A 20,386-nucleotide genomic window follows, 5' to 3' on the forward strand; every position below is an offset into this window, starting at 1 on the left:
ACCGAAAAGCTGGCGCAGGCCGCCAACCATAAAAAAACAGCACTTTTCCTCATTTTGTTCCCTTTTTATTGATTTCTTTTAGCGATGGATCGCCTTCGCCATATTGGCTCGGAAAGTATTATTCCGGCCTCGACCTGATTTATCAAATGAATGTTTTTTCCATTCATCATTCGCCTAGCGAATATCAAGTCGCGCTAAATTGGGGTTCCAGATCACCAGAGCAGCCTTCAAACGGACCTGTGATCTGTGGGCGAAACATTTGGAGTGCCCGCGGAGAAACGGCCAGCTGATGGCAATGTCGGCCCACATCAACAAACACTGAGCCAGAATACGCCAGGAAAGACAAAAACAGTTGCCGCAAGGGCTGCCAATGCCGCGACGTGGGTTATTGCTGAAAGCACATCATTCTCTTCCGTCCGACGGCGTTTCAGTTTTTTCCACCAGATGACGAGCAGGAAAAGAGACAGGGCAAGCAGGCCGATCAGAACAAATCGAAGCAGGGAAACCCCGGCGTAGGACCGAACGTCCCACCCCCAGGCACAGCCGACAAATTGCGCGGCATATAATGCCAGAAAGCATAAAGCCCAGGTGACGAATGGCCCAGCAAGGCCAAAAGCGGTGCGGTACCGCATATCAGCCACCCTCCGTCATCGCCCGCAGTGTGTGCAGGAAAAGAAACGAAATGGCAGTTGCCGCCAGAAAATGAGCGTGCCAGAGGGTCCCTATGCGCAGGTCGTTGCGGCGACGGTCGGAAACGTAGCCCTTGGACAGACGCCAGCAACCGAATGCCGCGAGAATGAAGCCGACAAATCCATGCAATACGAGATAGACATTGACGGCAACCGAAACGCCGTGGACTGCCTGGCTTACCTCGCCATATTGCTGGCGCAGAACGAATAGACCGCAAGCAATCGCCGTCGCGTAGGCGATAGCGCTTACGAGTAATATGACGCTTGTCATCCTGAAATGACTGGCAGCGGCGCCGCAAAGAGCGGCTATAAAGGCGCTCACCAGAAAAACGTCATGCAGCGAGATCGATTGCGGCCAGACAACCTTTTCACCACCGGCGGAAATCCAGAGGAAAAGCCCGCCAAATAGCAGAGACACGAAAAGGGTAGTGTCCGCGATCAGGGCAAGTTTCATCGCCAGAACGGACGGGGCATCCGCACTTTCATAGTGGAGGGGAAAACGCTCGTCACCACGCGCGACAACCGGCCCCCGCTCCTGTCTCGCATCCTCGTTCGGCGTCCATGAAATGAAGAGACATGCTGTTAGCAAGAGGCTGACGATTGCGACCGGGTAGGCTTTGAGAAGTAGCGCGATAAAGAACGCGGCAGTGGAAACTGCCGTCAGCAGGGGAAGAAAGCTCGGGCCTGGCAATACGACGATCTGCAGCGGTGCGCCCGTGACAGCGTCCGTCCCCATCGTTTCCATTTTTCTGGATCGCACGAAGCCGAGATAGCCCTTGCCGGCGGCAAGCTTGGCCGCAATCCGGTTGATGGGAAGCCCATCCGCCCGCGCAGTCACTTCGGGCTGTGAAGCAAAAGCATAAGCGGTCGGTGGTGTCGGCATGGCCCATTCGAGCGTGCCGGCATTCCAGGGATTGCGCCTGAAGGCGCGTCCGTACAGAAACAGCAGAACGAAATCCAACACGACAAGCATGAAGCCAGCCGCCATGATGAAGCTGCCGATCGAGGAGAGAAGATTGAGCCATTGCCATGGCGCGCTCTCCGGATAAGAAAAAATGCGGCGCGGCATGCCGAGAAGACCGGTCAGATGCATCACGAAAAACGTCAGATTGAAGCCGATAAAAATCATCCAGAACGCGGCTTTGGAAAGGTGCTGCACTGGCTGACGCCCACTGATATGCGGCACCCAGTAATAAAGCCCGGCAAGCATCGGAAACAGAAACCCGCCGACCAGGACGTAATGCAGATGAGCCACCACGAAGTGGGTATCATGCGCCTGCTGATCGAACGGCACCATGGCCAGCATGACACCCGTCAGGCCGCCAATAATGAACACGCAGAAAAAACCCATGATATGAAGCATGGGTACGCTCATCGTCGGCTTGCCGCGCGCGAGGGTGCCGAGCCAGGCAAATATCTGAATTGCGGTCGGGATGGTGACCAGCGCGCTGGCAGCTGAGAAAAATGAAAGCGCCACATGGGGAATGCCGACGGTGTACATGTGGTGAACCCATAGCCCGAAGGACAGGAACGCCATGGCAATCAGCGCGGCAACGATGATGTTGTAACCAATCAGGCGGGTTCCCGCCAGAACGGGAATGATGGTCGACAATGCGCCGGCAGCCGGCAGAAAGATGATGTAAACCTCGGGATGGCCGAACAGCCAGAAGAGATGTTGCCAGAGAAGCGGGCTGCCTCCCCTTTCCGGATCGAAAAAAGGAATATCGAAGGCTCGCTCCGCCTCCAGCAGTATCGAACCCAGGATCAAGGGCGGAAACCCGACCAGCATCATCGCCGCAACGACCAGCATGTACCAGGCAAAAACAGGCATCCTGTCCAGAGACATGCCGGGCGCCCGTAGCCTGAGGATCGTCACGACGATTTCGATGGCCGCGCTGATGGCGGAAATTTCCACGAATGTGATGCCAAGCAGCCAGATATCCGCGTTGATCCCGGGACTATATTGCGACGATGAAAGCGGCGTATACATGAACCAGCCGCCCGCTGGCGCAATGCCGCCCAAAAGGGCAACAATCAGCATTCCTCCGCCGAAGAGATAACACCAGTAACCGTAAGCGGACAGGCGGGGAAAGGCGAGATCTCTGGCGCCTATGAGCTTTGGCAGGACATAGATGGAAAGTCCCTCAAAGAAAGGAATGGCGAACAGGAACATCATGATCGTGCCGTGCATCGTGAAGACCTGCGCATATTGCTCGGCGTCCATGAAGGCATTCGACGCCGTGGCCAGCTGTGTCCTGATGAGCATGCCGAGGAAACCACCGATCGCGAAGAACACCAGCGCCGTCACCATGAAGCGTTTGCCTATGACGGTGTGATTGACCGCTGCGAGACGCTGAAGCCCCGTTCCAGAACTCCAGACGTCACTGAGTTCGCGGTGAAGCGCGATAGGTGAGTGACTCTTGGGTGTGCGCACATCATCCATCAATTTTGTCCCAATTCCCCGATCACCCTTGAAAAATCGCTCTCGTCGTAGGCGACGACGCGGAAACTCATGCCGGCATGGCCGGTACCGCAATATTCGGAGCAGATACCTCCAAATGCGCCTGTCTGGTCGGCCCGCAGGACGATCCTGTTGGAAATTCCCGGAACAGCGTCTATCTTTCCGCCAAGTCTTGGTACCCAGAAGCTGTGGATGACATCGGCACTTTTGACCTCAAGGACGACGTCCCGGTCGACCGGCAGATGCAGAACGTCGGTACTGCTGACAGTTCCGGTAGGCGTCTGGTACACGAACTCCCAATTCCACATCCGGGAAACGGCGCCGATGCGAAGTGGATCGCTGGCAGATTGCGGAAGCAGGGATTCTCCCTGCATGAACGAAAACGCCACCAGCGCCATCAAAACCGGCAGGGGAAAACCGATGCCCCCGCCTATCAGCCACTGACGCGAATTGATCCGCGCCATCATCGCCGGCCTGAAAAAGACGAGCACCAGAAGAACGGCGACCAGCACGAAAATAGCGCAGGCACCGCCAAACATGACCCACCACAGAAGTGCGACCTTGTGACTGGCGGGGCCGGCAGGTTCCAGGACCGAGAGATCGCCGGAGCATCCCGACACCAGCAAAAGCGAAAGCATGAATGCGATCGACGGGAACCTCACCGTTCTCAAACGGGTTAGCGATGAAAAAGGAAAAACTCGATGGAAAAACGCGACGAGCCCAATCCGGTTATCTCCAAGGTGGAAGAAAAGACGACGGACTCTGCGATTGCCGTTGCTGGCCACCCCTTGCATGCGATGACCGTCCACTTTCCAATCGCGCTCGTCATCACCACACTGGCCTGCGATCTCCTCTATTGGTGGTCGGCAGACGAGTTCTGGGTTCGCGCCGGCATATGGGCGTCCGGCGGCGCTTTTTTCAGCGGCGTTGCAGCCGGCGTCATCGGAACGGCGGAACTGCTTCTGGTTGCCGGCATCCGCGCGCGGGTTGCAAGCTGGGCGCACGGCGTGGCGGCAATCGCGCTCATTTCCGTGGCGGGTGCCAATTGGGGCGGGCGGGCATTTGGCCTGATCGACATTCTGCCGCACGGGCTCGGCTTGTCGCTCATTGCTTCGGGACTGACGGCGCTCGCCGGCTGGCATGGCGGGAAGCTGATATTCGATCACGGCATCGGCCTCATGGTGTCTTCCAAGGAATGAGTGGATCGAGGATGCGCTTGAGCGCTCCCGGCTCTAAGACCCACTCCGGTAGCAGCGCGGGTATCTCTGGTTTTGCCAACGCCAAGTAGACGATCCCGACGGAGATGATGATGCTGAGTGCTGTGACCGTGACGAACCGCCACGGCGGATAGACCTCGCCTTCATCGAAGAGGCGGATAATGACAAGTCCTGTCAGAACATGGATGAGCACAAGACCAGCGACGAGAACCAGTTTCGCGCTGAACCATGACAGATAGGTGGACTGCAAAAAGATAAGCGTCGTACCGGATGCAACCGCTATGAAGGCGGCGGGTGACAGGATTTTCACGTAGGAAAAGCGGACTATCTTCTGCAAACGAAAACGATCGTCATCGTTTTGAACGCGAGCGCGTTGCACGTAGAGGCTGGGCAGGCTGATAAGCCCCGAGACCCAGATCGAGATAGCCATGAAGTGGATGAACTTCACAAGCGCGATCATTCACTCTCCCGCGTTGCGTTACGACGCAGCGTCTCGCTGACGGCGGTGAGCGCGACCACGAGGTAGGGAACCAGCCCCAATGTCCACATGATGAGGCCCGAAAGCTGCTGGTCCCCAAGCGGCGTCAGCCCATAGGCCTGCGTCGTCAAGAGATGTTCCGAAAAAAGCGGATAGGGCGCGAAGGTGAGGATTGCCGCGAGAAAGCCCATTTGCGCCATCGTGGCAAGCGCCAGCGAGATGCGCATAATGGGCCTCGCCACAACCAGGATCGTCCACCAGAGCCAGACGGCTGTGGCGATGAGGGTAAGCTGCATCATCCAATAGTTGAGCGTACCGGAAAGCGCAAAAGAATAGCCTGGCGGCAAATGCCATGCCCAGTACGCGATCGTATGGGCAAGAAAAGCTGCTTCCGGAAAGCGCGAGAGCCAGTCTGGGCGGAGGCCCAATCTTGCTTTGAGGCTCAGTGCTATTAGCGGGGCCACGAAAGCGATCAATATGAAATGGTGGAAAACCCTTGCCGAAAAAAGAGCTGTGGTCAGCGCGCAGAGCGGCGATACGAATGCGAGGATGAGCAGAAGAATTATGGCTACGCGCGAAATGATCGGGGTGTTTCGAGCACCGGTCGTAAATAGCCACAATGCCACAAGCGCAATTGCTGCGATCAGAACCGGATCAAGGTTCCATGCATTGGCAAGGTCGGCGATATCAGGTGCTGGTCCGCAATACGGATCCGATGTTTCGGTCAACGTGTCAGGCCCCCGCCATATTAATCAAGTCAAAGGCCTAACTCCAATTGGAAGCATGCGTTCCCCCACTAACTCACATTCGAAACAACAACTCGTGATCCCCGATGTGAAGGAACGATGCGGCGCGCGCGTGGTTGACCATAGGACTGGGAACCGAGAAAGGACGAGACGATGCCTATCGTTACTGGGCTCTTCGAACATGAGGAAGGCGCAAGACGCGCTATCGCATATTTGCAGGAAATTGGGGTTGATCTCCGCATTATAGAAGTCGAGATCTACGATGATACCGCCGAAAAAAACGCTGGCCACACGCCGGAAGACGGTGACAAGGGCGGCATCGAGCGGGGAAAAATCGTCCGCGCCGACGTTCCACAGCAAGATCTGGTCAGGGCTTCCGAAGCGTTTCTCAATCTGGCGCGCAAAAAGTGATGCCTAACAACAAGGAGATCGTCGTGAAGCCGACAGTTCGCTACAACAAATATGAGGCGCCAACGGGTGGCTGGGGATCAGTCAAGTCACTTGTCAAAAACGTCATACCACAGCATGCGGTCAAAACCGTGCCGGGCCTTGTCACCGACCACAACAAAACCGGTGGCTATATGTGCACAAGTTGCGCATGGGCAAAGCCGGCAAAAGCTCATTTTGGCGAGTTCTGTGAAAACGGCGCCAAGGCCACCTTCTGGGATTTGACATCCAAGCGGGCCGATCCGAAGTTCTTCGCGAAGCACACCGTGACAGAGTTGCTGGAATGGCCGGACTTCGATCTCGAAAACGCCGGACGCCTCACGCATCCCATGCGCTATGACGCTGCCAGTGACCGTTTCCTGCCTGTCAGCTGGGAGGAGGCCTTTGCCGACATCGGCGCGAGACTGGAGGTTTACGACCGCAAGTGCGTTGTCTTTTACGCCTCCGGGCGCGCGTCGCTTGAAACATCCTATATGTATCAGCTCCTTGCACGGATGTATGGCAACAACAACCTGCCCGATAGTTCGAACATGTGCCACGAGACGACGTCAGTGGCATTGCCGGAGAGTATCGGAACCCCGGTCGGAACCGTCCTTCTTGAAGATTACGATCACACCGACTGCATCCTGTCCTTCGGGCAGAATGTTGGGACGAATGCCCCTCGCCTGCTGCATTCCCTTCAGGCGGTTCGCGAACGCGACGTTCCTATTATCGTGTTCAACCCCTTGCGCGAAAGGGGCTGGGAGGAGTTCACCAATCCGCAACGGCCGTCCCAGATGCTGGCCGGCAAACCAACACAGATCGCCACGCAATATTACCAGGTCAGCGCAGGGGGCGATATCGCCGTCATGATGGGCATGGCAAAGTTCCTGCTGGAGTGGGATGCCGACGCCGAGATGGCAGGCCGTGCGCGCGTACTCGATATAGATTTCATCTCATCCCACACATCCGGCTTCGACGCCTTTGCGGCGATGGTCCGCTCCACGCCGTGGGAGGACATAACCCGGATTTCCGGCGTGCCAAAAACGGCAATTGAGGCGGCCGCACGGACATATGCAAAGGCAAAATCCGTCATCGCCATCTACGGGATGGGGCTCACTCAGCACCGCTACGGCGTTTCCAACGTCCAGATGCTGATCAATCTGCTGTTGATGCGCGGCAATATCGGACGCCAGGGCAGCGGTATCTGTCCAGTGCGCGGCCACTCGAATGTGCAGGGGCAGCGCACGGTCGGCATCGCCGAAAAAACCGCCCTCGTACCGCTTGATCGGCTTGCCGAACTCTACGGATTCGAGCCACCGCGCGATGACGGGTTGAACACGGTAGAAGCCTGTGAGGAGATTGTTGCGGGTAATATCAGCGCGTTTATCGGGCTGGGCGGCAACTTCGTTCGGGCAATTCCCGAACGCGGTCTTATGGAAGAAAAATGGCGCGGCCTCGATCTTTCCGTGCAGATCGCAACAAAGCTCAATCGATCGCATATCGTCACAGCCGGCACGACGTATATTTTGCCCACTTTGGTACGCTCTGAAATCGACGAGCAGGCAAGCGGCCAGCAAATCGTGACGATGGAGGATTCAACCACCTGCATCCATGCATCGCGCGGCAAATACAGACCGGCTGCCAATACACTTCTCTCCGAACCTCGCATTGTGGCAGAAATTGCCAGGCATTCACTCCCGCCAAATCCCGCCGTTCCGTGGGCGGAATGGGTCGGAAACTATGCCGTGGTCAGAGATGCGATCGAGGCGACCTATCCCGACATGTTCAGGGATTTCAACCGCAGGCTCGATACGCCGGGCGGATTTCCGCGTCCTGTCGCGGCGCGTCATCGTGAGTGGGAAACCGAAACGGGGAAAGCCAATTTCAAGCTGCCCCATTCGCTGTTCGCGGGTTTCCCTAGCGATGAGGATAACGAGGTCCTTCGGTTGATAACCCTGCGCTCCAACGATCAGTTCAACACTACGGTTTACGGATATGATGACCGTCTTCGCGGTATACACAAGTCGCGGATGATCGTGATGATGAACCGTGACGACCGTATCCGACTGGGCATCGAGGAGAACGCATTTATCGGGCTTCAGACAGTTACTGATGATGGAATTGCAAGGGTGATCCGTAATCTCCAGGTGATCGACTACGACATTCCGTCAGGAACCTGCGCTTCCTACTTCCCGGAATGCAATGTCCTCATTCCGCTCTCGCATCATGAAAAAGACGCCAAGACCCCGGCGGCGAAATCAATTCCGGTGAGGGTTCTCGGCCCATGACATCCTTTCCTGCGCCAGCCGAGCTGACGGACGACGTCTTTGAGACCATGCGGGATAAGGCCAGCATGCCAGCGAGAACGATAATCACGCTGGGCATCCTTGCCGGTGTCTACATCGGGCTCGCAGGGCTTTTTTCAATCACCGTTCTTGCCGGAGCCTCCGTTCTGCCCTTCGGCGTGGCCCAACTCCTTGCGGGCGTGGTGTTCACGCTTGGCCTGGCCGCCGTTTTAGTAGCCGGAGCGGAATTATTCACGGGCAACACACTTATGATCGGCGCCTGCGCACTTGGCCGTATTCGCGGGAAGGAGGCGACAGCCGCGCTCGTGCTCGCTTATGTCGCCAATCTTTGCGGCTCCCTACTTCTGGTTGTGGTCGCGCTTGGTGCAGACCTTCATAGTTCCGGCGACGGGAAAGTTGGTGCGGCGCTGGTGGAACTGGGAACGGTCAAAGGCGAAAAAACCTTCATCGCCACTGTCGTAAGCGGCATCCTCGCCAACCTCCTCGTATGCCTTGCCGTCTGGCTGGCGGCAAGCGGCAAAACAACCGAGGGAAAGCTCGCGGGACTTTTGCTGCCAGTCACAGCCTTCGTCGCTCTCGGGCTTGAGCACTCCGTCGCCAATATGTTTCTGATGCCTTATGCCTATCTCGTTTCAGACATGTCCTCTGCCATCACCGGATATGCCGTCATTGCCAACATCATCGCATCGACGATTGGGAACGTCATCGGCGGTGGCGGGCTGGCACTGGCCTATGCGTCTGTCGCTGAGAAGGACGTTTAGAAAAACATTTCGAAAACTGTGACCCTTGTAACAGCAGCCAACTCGCTACCCGACGAGCTTTTCCCTAACACAGCCGATCTCAATACGGCTTATTGCCTTGGGATCACAATAAGTGCCACGCGCGGAATTGGTGTTTTTCGGCATCGTCCGGAGGATTTCCGGCTGCTCCTGCCGCTCTGGCTGGGCGATAAGCGTTATGCCCCAGCGTTTTGTCATTTCCGTCACCGTAACCTCAACTGCACCCAAACTGATGGCGTCGCCGATCCAGCCGAACTTTGAAAGTCGGTCAATAGTTGTGTTGGCCACGCAGAATCGAGCCGGTTTTGGAGATAGAGCCCAGAATAGGAACTGACCAGCTGCGCTGAACAAACGCACGAGGAAGCGGGCCATGTCTTTATTGTTGGCCTTTTTTGGAATGACCGGGATGATCCCGCGTGAGCGCGCCGTGCCGACTGGTCCTGGCATAGTCGGTGTCACCGAAAGCGGCACGCGGGTCGACGTCGGGGGTGAGCTCGACACGATCGGAAAGTGCGGCGCATCGGTGATCTTTTCCGTATAGACAGAGTATCGCCGATATAAGGCAGCGGGTAGCGAGCAACGTGACACCACCCGCTTTCCGGTGTTATCTATGGCGGACGCGCAATATCACCCCGTTTTCACCATCCGTAACCGACCCCGATCAGAATGCCGCGGCGTGCTTAGCGAACGTGGGGATCTTTGTCGTGCCGGTGACGGGAGGCCACGATCACGTCGGTTTCCGGCGCCAGCAGATCGTGCTTCTCAGCAAAGGCAGCGAACAGGCCGCGCGCGGTCTCGGCTTCGATCTCGTCGCGTAGCGCGGCGCTGCATGCCTTGAGTGCCACCGAATGCGCCGTATCGCGCAATGATGCTGGCCATTCGGCCAAATGCCGGTACGCGTCCATGACGGACCGTACTTCTGCGGGAAAGCCAAGGCCGACTAGAATGGTAACAGGTTCTCTGAACGTATCGGATTTCATGACACTCTCCTTCCCAACCCGCGATATCGATGGGCGCCGCCACAACGGCGCCCGTTCTCCAAGGTTTCGATTAGGCCGCCTTCTGCGCTTCGATCTGCGCCGGGCCGACCTGTTGTGCGAAAGCCGTGTTGGTCTGAATATCGATTCTGCGCGGCTTCAGAGCCTCCGGGATCTCACGCACGAGATCGATCGACAGGAGACCGTTCTGCAGATCGGCGCCGTTTACCCGGACATGGTCGGCAAGCTCGAAGCGGTGCTCGAACGGTCTTCCAGCGATGCCGCGATGCAGGTAGCCTTCATTGGCGGCCTCCTGTTTCTTGCCAGTGACCGTCAGCAGGTTTGACTGGAAGGTCACGTCGAGATCATCCTGCGCAAAACCGGCCACCGCGATCGAGATGCGATAGCTGTCATCGCCAGTCTTGACGATGTCATAAGGCGGCCAATCGCTGATCGAGCGAGCGCGTTGGGCGTTTTCGAGAAGATTGAACACCCTGTCGAAGCCGACGGTCGAGCGGAACAACGGTGTGTAGTCGTAAGATGTTGCCATAGCCATATCCTCCTTGAAGCAACATGGGTACGGGGCGCCGAAAGGCAGCGCTCCAGCAAGTCCAACTCTGTCTCAGCAGTTGGCGGCAATCGATTTGGTTTCGAAAATTTCGGTTTCAAGAGCACCGGCCGAAAAATTTTGACCTCGTTGACGGCGCCCCGACCGTTTGATCGCAGGGACGCTTGCACGCCTGGCCGAGCCAGCCAAGCGTCGACAGACACATGTTTTGACCCGAAGAAGTCAGGCTCTCAATTCCTGCGTTCGATAGATGGTGCGTGCCTGATCACTCGGCATTCGACCAATCATCTTGAAGGACCGCTTCCAGCTACAGAGCACGTCTGTTTTCTCTTCTTGGAACGAAGCGAAAGCAAAAAGATGCAATAAGGCTCGCGGTAGCGTTCTTTTCCCGTTATAGGCCACGGGATCCTTCTATCTCATCGACTGGTAGAATATCGAGCGTGCGATGGACAGCCGATTGATATTGCCTGTTGACGGCATCAACGCCGGTTATGATCGCGTTCCTCCAAGATGGGCCTCTGCCCCATGCTTCGCGAAGAGCATCGGCCAGATCGCGGCCGCCTCCGGTTTCCTGCAATGCCTCAAACAGCATTCCGGCCTGACGTAAGTCTTTTTCCTTCTTTGCCCTTCCACCGGCATCATCTTGACGCCGGCCGGCCACGATCAGTTTGTGAACGGCGAACCGTGATGGATCGGGCACCACGACAGAGACACCGGCACCATGCAGCAAGATCGTCCGCACCGGATCACGGATGAGGAAGTCCATATATCGCAGAGGTTCGGCAGACGCGCCGCCGAGAGCAGGCATTTGCTCTGGTTGATCAGCGTAATCTTCCGATCCCCGATTTGTCGTCAGGAACTCTACTCGGTAACCCGTCGAGTTGCAGAAAGCATTGGAGCGAGGGGAACCAGAAACATGAGGTACGGCCCGGAATGACGGATCGATGGACTGAAGGAGAGTGACAATCGGCGGAATTGAATCTTCGACCTCGCTCGAGATCGCGTAATCTTGAGCCAGATCCGCGTCACCTGTGAGGATCGCAGCCATAGGCAGGCGGATACCGAGATACGCCGCATAACATTGGAATGCGACTGTGCCGACGAGGACACCACGGAGCCGGAATAAACCGGCCGATGCCAAGGCCTCAACAACTGTGCCTGTGAAGCGATCCGGAGCAGCCAGACCCGCTTCGCGCGTCAATGCCGCCACTATCTTTCGCCTGTTCTGGTAATCGTCCTTTTCGCCCCTGAATGCTTCAACCCGAGCTGTGATCTCGTGATCATCAGCAGGGCCTACATAGCGCCGCTTTTGACCACCTTTGCCATCCGGTTGGTCGAAATACCAGTATGAGCGGTTGTCTACCTTGACCGAGACAAAGCGACCAGTGGGCGGGAAATCGGCCGACCACTGCGCATCAAAAATCCGTTGCTGCAACTCTGCGACCATTGTCCGGAACATGAGGTCGATCTGCTTCATGTGAGACGCCTTATAACATTTCCTCAAATCTAGTATAGTCAATCGATTTACGCAAGCTGCACAACCGGAATACGACGCAGGCCGCTGAGATTTTCAACTAATCCTATTCATTCCTGCTTGGCGTCGCGGGGCCGGGGGACACGTCTCACGCCATCGCTGACTTCGACGCCGCCCTCAGACTGTCGCCGACGGACGCCGGACTTTATGGCCTTCGGGCGGCTGCTCGGCGGGAGGCAGGCGATGACGAAGGAGCCGAGGCTGACGAAACAAAGAAGGCGGAATTGATGTTTGCTATCCCGTAACCAGCTTGGCCCCTAACCTTGCTATTGCAGATTCACTCCGTTTAACTCTTGTACGGCCGGTGCTTGAATCTACTTAACAATCTGGACGTGCTAAACGGTGCTGAAATCAATGTTGCAAAGTCGGAGACTATCGCGCCGGCGCTTCCTGACGGCTAGCGCGAGTTTAGCCGCATCTTCGATAATGACGGGTTGCTCGCAGAGGGATAGCATGGTGGAAGAGATGTTTAAACGCTGGCAGCAGGACTGGCGCTGGATGCAAACTATCGCCGAGCGGCGGGGATGGGACGTAACGCCGCTTTCGATTGCGCCGCCGGCCTCGATTGCAGCGATCAACCGTATCGAGACCAATTACGGCCAGGCAATACCGGAACAACTGCGCCAGATGCTCACTAAGTTTTCCGGACGCATCGTTTTGGGATGGCATATTCCGAGCCATTTGCAGGCCCTCGAAAGACAGAACCTGCCGTCGATGAGCTGCAACCGGGACGCCATCTGGGACATCGATCATATAGAATTTGACGCCATTCCGAACTTCTTGAACTGGAAAAGGTCTTTAGCAGACATTGATGCGTCTGAAGCGCCGAATACCCCTGAGATGTGGGAGAAACAGTTTCCGTTCTACTCCCTGATCAATGGCGACATGCTGACGATCGACATGCGCAATGCGGATGGGCCGCATCCGGTTCGCTATTTTAGCCACGAGTTGCAGGTCCTGCACGGAATGGCGCTCGCGCCCGACTTCTTTTCCTTCGTTACCGAAATGTCCAAGCTCGGTTTTGCCGGTACCGAGTGGGCGTCGTGGATGCCCTTCGGCGATTGGAGAGACGATACGTATTATCTCACTGCACAGAGCGAAGGCGGCAAGGCTTGGCGGAGCTGGCTTGAGCGGCAACCGGCTGCCGTCGACGCAAATGAGCCGCCGCCTGTCATCGTCGGGACAACACCCGTGGACCGGGCGCTGCTCGAGGCGGCGCGGAAAAATCACACGGTGGGTATCGTGACCGCACTTGCGGATGCTGCAACCGCCGATGCGGTCTGGAACCCGGCCTGGGGCGGGGACAGCAGCCCTTGGGAAGATGAGTTCTCAAACGCTGTTAGCTACGCCACGCGCTATGGTAATTTTGCGGCTCTGGAGGCTCTGGTAAAGGCGGGGGCTTCGCTCAACACCCGTCATCTGGCTATGGCGGAAGCGGCAACGACGGGCACGCCCGACACCGCCCGCTGGCTTGTGGCTCATGGCGCCCGCGTCAATGGCTGGAAGGACGAGCGATATTGGCCGATCCATCGGCTGATGACACAGCGAAACCGTTTTATCGCGTCCGACCAGCAAAGCCTCAAAAAACGTCTGGAGGCCGAACAGAGATCGTTCCACACCCCGGGGCTGGATCCTGAAACGGTCGCGCTGATGCGTCAAGCGATGGATGATATGCTCAAGCCGCAGCTTGAACGCCAGATTGACCAGGCTGGCTTCCTAGAGATCTTGCAAATTCTCCTTGATGCCGGCGCTGATCCCGATGCCAAGTGGGACAACGGCACCACCATGCTTTACTGGGCAGAGCCCGACGCTGCCCTAGAGTTGTTGGAGCATGGGGCGGATGTCAACGCCCGTGCGAGCGGCGGCGAGACGCCACTCCATTATGCCCGTACGCCCGAAAAGATAAAGGTTCTGGTCGAACATGGTGCCGACATCAATGCGGTGGCAGAACCCGGTGATGAAAGCAGCACCTCTCTGGCTTATACGCCGCTACAGGCGAGCTTGCTCGGCGCTTGGAATGGCGATTACACCAATGCCAAAGCGCTGCTTGCTCTTGGCGCCGATCCGAAGGTGCGCGATCTCAAAGGCCGCAGCACCCTGTGCTATTGCACCCGCATCGAGGGTATCAATCTGATACAGGCTTATGGCCTGGACCCTATGGAGCGCCTCCCGGATGGAGGTACGCTTCTCCATAATTTGCTGACGATGACCAGCGTGCGTGCCGCAATGGCCGACGAGGTTGCGATGCTCGATTACCTCCTGGCGACTGACATTGATATCAATGCCACGGATGGGTTGGGCCGCACGATGTTGCATGTTGCCGTCGAGCACACCGACGTGGCGGCCGACATACAGCTTCTCCTCGACCGTGGTGCTGATAAATCGATCCGGGACAACGATGGGAAGCGAGCATTCGATCTTACGCGACGCTCGCTGAAGGACATCCGCGCTTTGTTAAAATAGGTCGCCTTTGCTGTACTGTATGCCGTGACGTCGGTGGTAGGCATCCTCACCAAACATTTCGGCAAGCATCACGGTGCCGGCCAAGATCCGAACTATGCCCCAAGCTTTTTAAAATGATCGGCGACCTCTCGTTCACGGCTTCGACTTGCGGTGAGTGGCTAACCCTAAAGCACTTTTAGCTCAAACCGACGAAGAGTAGCCAAATTGCGTAAATGTCTGAGAATTATGCTTGCGGCATAACGGCATTTCATCGCACGGCTTGAAGCCGCCGAGAGTCACGCTCTCACGCCGCATCAGCTGACACTGTTTTCGCAACTTCAGCTATCAATGTCCTCAGCCAGCGGTGAGCTGGATCGTTGCGGTAACGGACATGCCACGCCATTTCGACGGGGAACGTGCCAAGATCGACCGGTGCCGGCACCACCTTTAGGCGCGTGTCCCGCGCAAGCCCGCGACAGATGAGGCGCGGCAGCGTCGCGCAGTAATCCGTCACCGCAATCATTTCCGGCACGGCGAGAAAATGGGTAACCGAAACGGCCACGTCGCGCTTCAGGCCCTGCCGATCGAGTGCTTGGAACAGGCCTGCACGAAGCCTGCCGGGTGGCAGGACGTTCACATGCATCATCGCTTCATATTGCTCGCGGGAAATGCTGTCGGCGATCTCCGGATGACCTGCCCGGACCACACAGGCAAGTCCGTCATCCATCAGGTGCTGCACGACGAGATTATCCGGTGGATCGATGATCCGGCCGAAGACTATTTCCGTGGTGCCAGATACCACACCGGTTTCCGCAAGATCGCTGCCATAGGGTACGAGCCGGAGCTTAATTCCTCTGGCCCGCTCCCGCAATCTGGCGACCACCGTTGGCATGAGCACGAATTCTACATAGCTGTTTGGGGCCAATGTGAACGACCGCGTCGCCTTGGCAGGATCGAAATCCTGCTGGCCGGTGATCAGGGCGTCGAACTGCGAGAGTGCCCCGCCGATCATCGGCGCCATTTCCTCGGCGAGCTGTGTCGGCCGCATGCCGTAGCGCTCGCGGATGAACAGCGGATCGCGTAGCGTCTCGCGAAGTCGGTTGAGCGCGTTCGACAGCGCAGGCTGGGTGATCCCCAGCCGCTCGGCGGCGCGGGTGACGTTACGTTCTTCCATCAACGCAACGAAAATTGGCAGCAGGTTCAGGTCATATCGCATTCAGTTATAATGCCATGTGAATATCTGAAATAAAACAAATAAATTTCCGAAATGTTTTGGCCTGGAGCATAGTCAGCACATCCGAAAAGGATGGCAAACCAAGCCTTATGGCAAACCTGATGGAGACTAAAATGAGCAAGGGTAAACTTCTTCTGATCGGCTCCAACGCCACACGCATCGAAGTCCAGGGCGGACGCACCGGCGCCACGGGCCAGTACCTCAACGAAACTGTCGTGCCGGCCATGGCGGCGGTCGACGCCGGTTACGAGATTGTTCTCGCAACGCCCGACGGCACCAAGCCGCATATTGACGAGGCATCCGACAGCGTCGACCATTTCGAGGGCGATGAGGCTGCCTATCGCCGAGGCAAGGCCTATTATGCCAACGACCCGGCCATGAACGCACCGCGCACGCTGCGTTCGGTCATCGACGAAGGCCTCGACAATTATGTGGGCGTCTTCGTTCCCGGTGGCCAGGCTCCGGTTGTCGACCTGATGCAGGATGCCGATCTCGGCGAAATCCTCCGCCACTTCCATGACAAGGCCAAGCCCACCGCACTCCTCTGCCACGGTCCGATCGCGGTTGCCTCGGCCATGCCACATGCCCGTGAATTCCGCGCCGCCCTCGTGGCCGGGGCACCTGAATTGGCCAAGGAATGGGCGAAGGACTGGCCGTATGCCGGTTACAAGATGACGGTATTTTCCAATACGGAAGAGAAGATCGTCGAAGAGTATATTCTTCACGCCAAGCTCTACTTCAATGTGGTCGATGCCCTTGAGATCGCTGGCGGGGAGGTAATCACCACGACCATCAATTTTGAACCCAACGTCATCGAAGACCGCGAATTGATCACCGGACAGAACCCACGTTCGGACAAGCCGTTGGCCGCCCGGCTGGTCGCAGCGCTCGACCGTTCGGCCGGAACGGCCAAAGCCGCCTGAACCGCCGACGGCATGACGGGGCGCTGCAAGGCGCCCCGCCGATCAAAAACATCATTGGCAAATTCAATGGAGGAAAAGATGTCCGCACCCGTCAAGATCATGGCGATCCTCGCTGCACGGCCCGGCCGGGCCGACGACCTGAGGGACCTGCTGTTTGGCATGGTGGATGCCTGCCGAGCGGAACCGGGCAACCTTCGCTGGGACGTCTGGCAGGATCAGGCCGACCCGACCCGCTTCGTGCTCGATGAGCTTTATACCGATAAGTCCGCGATCGCCGCCCATCGCGAGACACCGCATTTCCAGGACTATTTCTCCAAGATCAACGATATCGCCAAACGGACCGCTCTCGTGTTGGACCCGGTGAAGGTCGCCTGATAATCTGCAGATAAAAACAAGGGACAAAGACAATGGCAATCAAGGATATCCTGCCGGGCAAGCTCGGCTTCGGCGCAGCTCCTCTTGGCAACATGTTCCGCGACATTCCCGAACCGGAAGCGCGGGCGACCGTGGAAGCCGCCTGGAACGATGGCATCCGCTATTACGACAACGCACCCTTCTACGGCGCCGGCCTTGCGGAAATCCGCATGGGAGCGGCACTCGCCGGCAAACCGCGCGACCAATACGTGATCAGCACCAAGGTCGGCCGCGTCATCCTCGATGAGGTTGAGGATGTCAGCGCCCGTGATCTCGGCGAAAGGGTGAAGTGTTCAAGTACGGCCGCCCCAACAAGATCGTCAACGATTACTCGGCGGACGCAACCCTGCGCTCCATCGAGGGCAGCCTGAAGAGGCTGAACACCGACCATATCGATATCGCTTTCGTCCATGACGTCGCGCAGGATTTCTACGGCGACGAATGGCTCGATGTTTTCGAAACTGCGCGCAAGGGCGCGTTCAGGGCACTCGACAAGCTGCGCGACGAAGGCGTGATCAGAGCCTGGGGCCTTGGCGTCAACCGCGTCGAGCCGATCGAACTTCTGCTCGAATTGCAGGAGCCCCGGCCGGATGGCTTCCTGTTGGCCGGTCGCTATACCCTGCTCGACCACGATCGCGCCCTCCAGCGTGTCATGCCGATGGTTTCCGAACGGGGACTTGGCATCGTGGTGGGCGGTCCCTACAGTTCCGGCGCGCTGGTCGGTGGCCCGAATTTCGAATATGCGCCCGTGACGGCGCCGATGAAGGAAAAGATCGCTCGCATAAAGGCGATCGCCGACCGCTACGGCATCAGCATGAAGGCAGCAGGCCTGCAATTCTCGCTCGCCAATCCGGCCGTGGCAGCGGTCATTCCGGGCGCCAGTCAGCCGAGCCGCATCGCCGAAGACCGGTCAGCTCTTCAAGAAACCGTCCCGGCGGATTTCTGGCAAGAATTGCGCCAATCAGGCCTTGTGAACTCCGCTGCACCTCTGCCAGCTTGAATGAAAGAGTTCAACCATGTCGCTGTGCCCGCCCAGCCAAGTTCGATTTCCCTTTCACTTACAATTGCCAAGGGATGACGGCTATGGGGTTCGCTTCCTGCAAATACTCACTGGCATGACCTATGATCAGGTCGCGGCCATGGTGAATTGGGGCGACAGGTCGGTCGAGGAGTGTCGTTCGACCACACTGTGAACACCGCCGAACTACGCCATCACGCATGCTTCCAGCCGTCATTCGCGCGCAAGGGCTTCTATCGGGTCCAGCTTTGCCGCGTTGCGGGCGGGAAGGAAGCCGAAGACAATTCCGATCAGGGTGGAGCAGACGAAGGCCACAATGATGGAGCCAGAAGAGAAGATCATTTTGAAGTCGGGGCTCAGCAAATTAAAAAGAGCGCTGATCCCGAGGGCGAGCATCACTCCCATGAAGCCGCCGACAAGGCAGACCATGACGGCCTCGATCAGAAACTGGGAGAGGATATCGCTGCGGCGCGCGCCAACGGCCACACGAACGCCGATCTCCTTGGTGCGCTCGGTCACGGACACCAGCATGATATTCATCACGCCGATGCCACCGACAATCAGCGAGATCACGGCGACTGACGAAATCAGCAATGTCAGGGTTTGCGTGGTGGTCTCGATAGTCTCGCGAATGGTCGCCGAGTTGGTGAGGAAGAAGTCTTTCGCGCCATGCCGTCGCTCGATAAGGCGCGAAACTGCGGCCTCGACATTGCCCGGATCGACATCGTCTCTTATACGGACCGTTATACCCTCGACGTTAGAACGACCCAGCATGCGGCCCATGACGGTTGTGTAGGGCGCATAAACGGTCAACCTATCAACAGCCGGACCGAAAGAGTTTTCCTGTTTCGTCACGCCTGTGACCCTCGCCGGCATTGTGCCCAAAAGGATGACCTGCCCCACCGGGTTTGCCCGGTCTGGAAACAGGTCTCGCGCAGCGTTTGCATCGATCACCACATTCTGGCTGTAGGCGGTAACGTCCTGGGCGTCGAACAGTTGTCCATGCGCCAGCTCAAGACCCCGTACACGAAAGAAGTCCGCGCCAACGCCGGTGACTGACGCATTGACGGCCACGGCGGCGCGCTTGACAGTTACGCTCGTCGTGACGGTTGGTGTCACGCTGTCGACATAGGGCTGGTTCACCAGCGCTTCTGCATCGGCGGGAACCAGCGTCCTTATCTTGCCGGCTTCCAGATCGCCGAAGCCTTTACCGGCCCGCACCTCGATCGTGTTGGTGCCGAGCGAACTGATACTGCTCAGGATTTGTTGCTGCGAGCCGGCTCCCAGTGCCGAGATAGCCGCCACCGAGGCGATACCGATGATGATGCCGAGCATGGTCAGAAGCGACCGCATCTTGTGCGCCCATATTGCTGCGCCCGCCATACGAAAGGCCTCAGTCATCCGGTCAATTGCACCACGCCAGCCAGCGCCCGGCGCGTGCTCGCGGATGGGACGCGCCGTCGCAGCGGATTTGGATACATTGCGCTCGTCGGAAATGATAATACCGTCGCTGATCTCTACAACCCGATCCGCATGTTCGGCGATCTTCTTGTCGTGAGTGACGAGAATGATGGTGTGCCCCTCGGCGTGAAGCTCGCGCAGGATCTTCATGACTTCGGCGCCACTGTGCGTATCCAGCGCTCCGGTCGGTTCGTCGGCCAGAATTATCTCGCCGCCATTCATCAGCGCGCGGGCGATCGACACCCGCTGCTGCTGGCCGCCCGAAAGCTTGCCCGGGATATTGCCCGTCCGCTCGGCGAGGCCCAGCCGGGTCAACAAGGAGATCGCTCGCTTGTGCCGGTCGGATCGGCTGCGTCCGGCATAGATAGCCGGCACCTCGACGTTGCTGGCCGCGCTTAGATCGCCAAGCAGATGATAACGCTGGAAGATGAAACCAAAACGCTCACGGCGTAGCGCGGCCAGTTCGTCCACGGACATCTTCGAGGTCTCGCGCCCTTCGATCCAGTAGCTGCCGTCCGTCGGACGATCGAGGCAGCCAAGAATGTTCATCAGCGTCGACTTGCCGGAGCCAGAAGCACCGATGATGGCCATCATCTCGCCCGCCTCAATGTCGAGGTCGACGTCTTTCAGCACCCGCACCATCTCGTCGCCTGAGGGGAAAGCGCGGGATACCCCACGTACCCGGATCAGTGGTTCCGTCATAGCGCGCC

The 20,386-nt window shown here is 57.7% G+C and carries 18 protein-coding genes and 1 pseudogene; 8 read left to right on the forward strand and 11 right to left on the reverse strand.

The window, feature by feature from the left end:
- Positions 1-308 precede the first annotated feature (308 nt).
- From ACFVTJ_RS17030 to coxB, 3 genes are read right to left on the reverse strand one after another with little or no spacing between them, the layout of a single operon-like run.
- On the reverse strand, positions 309-632 hold the full coding sequence (locus tag ACFVTJ_RS17030; RefSeq protein WP_386909343.1) for a hypothetical protein: 324 nt from the start codon (positions 630-632) through the stop codon (positions 309-311).
- Position 633: 1 nt separating this feature from the next.
- Entirely contained in the window at positions 634-3,132 is a 2,499-nt protein-coding gene (gene ctaD, locus ACFVTJ_RS17035; RefSeq protein ID WP_386909345.1) for a cytochrome c oxidase subunit I, read from the reverse strand.
- Positions 3,132-3,788, reverse strand: a complete 657-nt coding sequence (gene coxB / locus ACFVTJ_RS17040) for a cytochrome c oxidase subunit II (RefSeq protein ID WP_386909347.1) — start codon at positions 3,786-3,788, stop codon at positions 3,132-3,134. Before coxB ends, ctaD begins: the two co-directional genes overlap by 1 nt.
- A gap of 63 nt (positions 3,789-3,851) precedes the next feature.
- Here coxB and ACFVTJ_RS17045 point away from each other — a divergent pair, with 63 nt between their 5' ends.
- Positions 3,852-4,349, forward strand: a complete 498-nt coding sequence (locus ACFVTJ_RS17045) for a DUF2231 domain-containing protein (protein ID WP_386909349.1) — start codon at positions 3,852-3,854, stop codon at positions 4,347-4,349.
- On the opposite strand, the gene ACFVTJ_RS17050 is transcribed toward ACFVTJ_RS17045, so the two are convergent.
- Together ACFVTJ_RS17050 and ACFVTJ_RS17055 are read right to left on the reverse strand one after the other, a co-directional pair.
- On the reverse strand, positions 4,327-4,827 hold the full coding sequence (locus ACFVTJ_RS17050) for a CopD family protein (protein WP_386909351.1): 501 nt from the start codon (positions 4,825-4,827) through the stop codon (positions 4,327-4,329). The genes ACFVTJ_RS17045 and ACFVTJ_RS17050 overlap by 23 nt on opposite strands.
- Positions 4,824-5,573, reverse strand: a complete 750-nt coding sequence (locus ACFVTJ_RS17055; protein WP_386909353.1) for a cytochrome c oxidase assembly protein — start codon at positions 5,571-5,573, stop codon at positions 4,824-4,826. Before ACFVTJ_RS17055 ends, ACFVTJ_RS17050 begins: the two co-directional genes overlap by 4 nt.
- A 171-nt stretch (positions 5,574-5,744) precedes the next feature.
- On the opposite strand from ACFVTJ_RS17055, the gene ACFVTJ_RS17060 reads away from it, so the two are divergent.
- From ACFVTJ_RS17060 to ACFVTJ_RS17070, 3 genes are read left to right on the forward strand one after another with little or no spacing between them, the layout of a single operon-like run.
- Positions 5,745-6,002, forward strand: a complete 258-nt coding sequence (locus tag ACFVTJ_RS17060) for a hypothetical protein (RefSeq protein WP_386909355.1) — start codon at positions 5,745-5,747, stop codon at positions 6,000-6,002.
- Between the two features lie 23 nt (positions 6,003-6,025).
- The gene (locus ACFVTJ_RS17065; protein WP_386909357.1) at positions 6,026-8,308 is read left to right on the forward strand and encodes an FdhF/YdeP family oxidoreductase; all 2,283 of its coding nucleotides are present in this window, start codon (positions 6,026-6,028) and stop codon (positions 8,306-8,308) included.
- The gene (locus tag ACFVTJ_RS17070) at positions 8,305-9,087 is read left to right on the forward strand and encodes a formate/nitrite transporter family protein (protein WP_386909359.1); all 783 of its coding nucleotides are present in this window, start codon (positions 8,305-8,307) and stop codon (positions 9,085-9,087) included. Before ACFVTJ_RS17065 ends, ACFVTJ_RS17070 begins: the two co-directional genes overlap by 4 nt.
- A 45-nt stretch (positions 9,088-9,132) precedes the next feature.
- On the opposite strand, the gene ACFVTJ_RS17075 is transcribed toward ACFVTJ_RS17070, so the two are convergent.
- The 4 genes from ACFVTJ_RS17075 to ACFVTJ_RS17090 all read right to left on the reverse strand — a co-directional run bounded on the left by ACFVTJ_RS17075 (position 9,133) and on the right by ACFVTJ_RS17090 (position 12,127).
- Entirely contained in the window at positions 9,133-9,552 is a 420-nt protein-coding gene (locus ACFVTJ_RS17075; protein WP_386909361.1) for a hypothetical protein, read from the reverse strand.
- Positions 9,553-9,785: 233 nt separating this feature from the next.
- A complete protein-coding gene (locus ACFVTJ_RS17080) occupies positions 9,786-10,085 on the reverse strand; it encodes a DUF982 domain-containing protein (RefSeq protein WP_386909363.1) in 300 nt (99 codons plus the stop codon).
- A 70-nt stretch (positions 10,086-10,155) separates the two neighbouring features.
- Positions 10,156-10,632, reverse strand: a complete 477-nt coding sequence (locus ACFVTJ_RS17085; RefSeq protein WP_386909365.1) for an Hsp20 family protein — start codon at positions 10,630-10,632, stop codon at positions 10,156-10,158.
- Positions 10,633-11,041: 409 nt separating this feature from the next.
- Positions 11,042-12,127: a GSU2403 family nucleotidyltransferase fold protein gene (locus tag ACFVTJ_RS17090; protein ID WP_386909367.1), complete on the reverse strand. Its 1,086-nt coding sequence runs from the start codon at positions 12,125-12,127 to the stop codon at positions 11,042-11,044.
- A 510-nt stretch (positions 12,128-12,637) separates the two neighbouring features.
- Between ACFVTJ_RS17090 and ACFVTJ_RS17095 the strand changes: the two genes are divergently transcribed.
- Positions 12,638-14,647: an ankyrin repeat domain-containing protein gene (locus tag ACFVTJ_RS17095; protein WP_386909369.1), complete on the forward strand. Its 2,010-nt coding sequence runs from the start codon at positions 12,638-12,640 to the stop codon at positions 14,645-14,647.
- 283 nt (positions 14,648-14,930) lie between these two features.
- Here the strand turns inward: ACFVTJ_RS17095 and ACFVTJ_RS17100 are convergent, their stop codons facing one another.
- The gene (locus ACFVTJ_RS17100) at positions 14,931-15,842 is read right to left on the reverse strand and encodes a LysR substrate-binding domain-containing protein (protein ID WP_386909371.1); all 912 of its coding nucleotides are present in this window, start codon (positions 15,840-15,842) and stop codon (positions 14,931-14,933) included.
- A 131-nt stretch (positions 15,843-15,973) separates the two neighbouring features.
- Between ACFVTJ_RS17100 and ACFVTJ_RS17105 the strand changes: the two genes are divergently transcribed.
- The 3 genes and pseudogenes from ACFVTJ_RS17105 (at position 15,974) to ACFVTJ_RS17115 (ending at position 18,197) form a co-directional block, all read left to right on the forward strand.
- Positions 15,974-16,783 carry a type 1 glutamine amidotransferase domain-containing protein gene (locus tag ACFVTJ_RS17105; RefSeq protein ID WP_386909373.1) on the forward strand — a complete coding sequence of 270 codons (810 nt, stop codon included), beginning with the start codon at positions 15,974-15,976 and terminating at the stop codon, positions 16,781-16,783.
- A gap of 78 nt (positions 16,784-16,861) precedes the next feature.
- Positions 16,862-17,158 carry a putative quinol monooxygenase gene (locus ACFVTJ_RS17110; RefSeq protein WP_386909374.1) on the forward strand — a complete coding sequence of 99 codons (297 nt, stop codon included), beginning with the start codon at positions 16,862-16,864 and terminating at the stop codon, positions 17,156-17,158.
- A gap of 32 nt (positions 17,159-17,190) precedes the next feature.
- Positions 17,191-18,197, forward strand: a pseudogene (locus tag ACFVTJ_RS17115) (aldo/keto reductase).
- Positions 18,198-18,428: 231 nt separating this feature from the next.
- On the opposite strand, the gene ACFVTJ_RS17120 reads toward ACFVTJ_RS17115, so the two are convergent.
- The gene (locus ACFVTJ_RS17120; protein ID WP_386909376.1) at positions 18,429-20,378 is read right to left on the reverse strand and encodes a MacB family efflux pump subunit; all 1,950 of its coding nucleotides are present in this window, start codon (positions 20,376-20,378) and stop codon (positions 18,429-18,431) included.
- Between the last annotated feature and the right edge of the window lie 8 nt (positions 20,379-20,386).

This window comes from Agrobacterium sp. NPDC058088 (assembly GCF_042885035.1).
In the GTDB taxonomy this organism is placed as follows: Bacteria; Pseudomonadota; Alphaproteobacteria; order Rhizobiales; family Rhizobiaceae; genus Agrobacterium.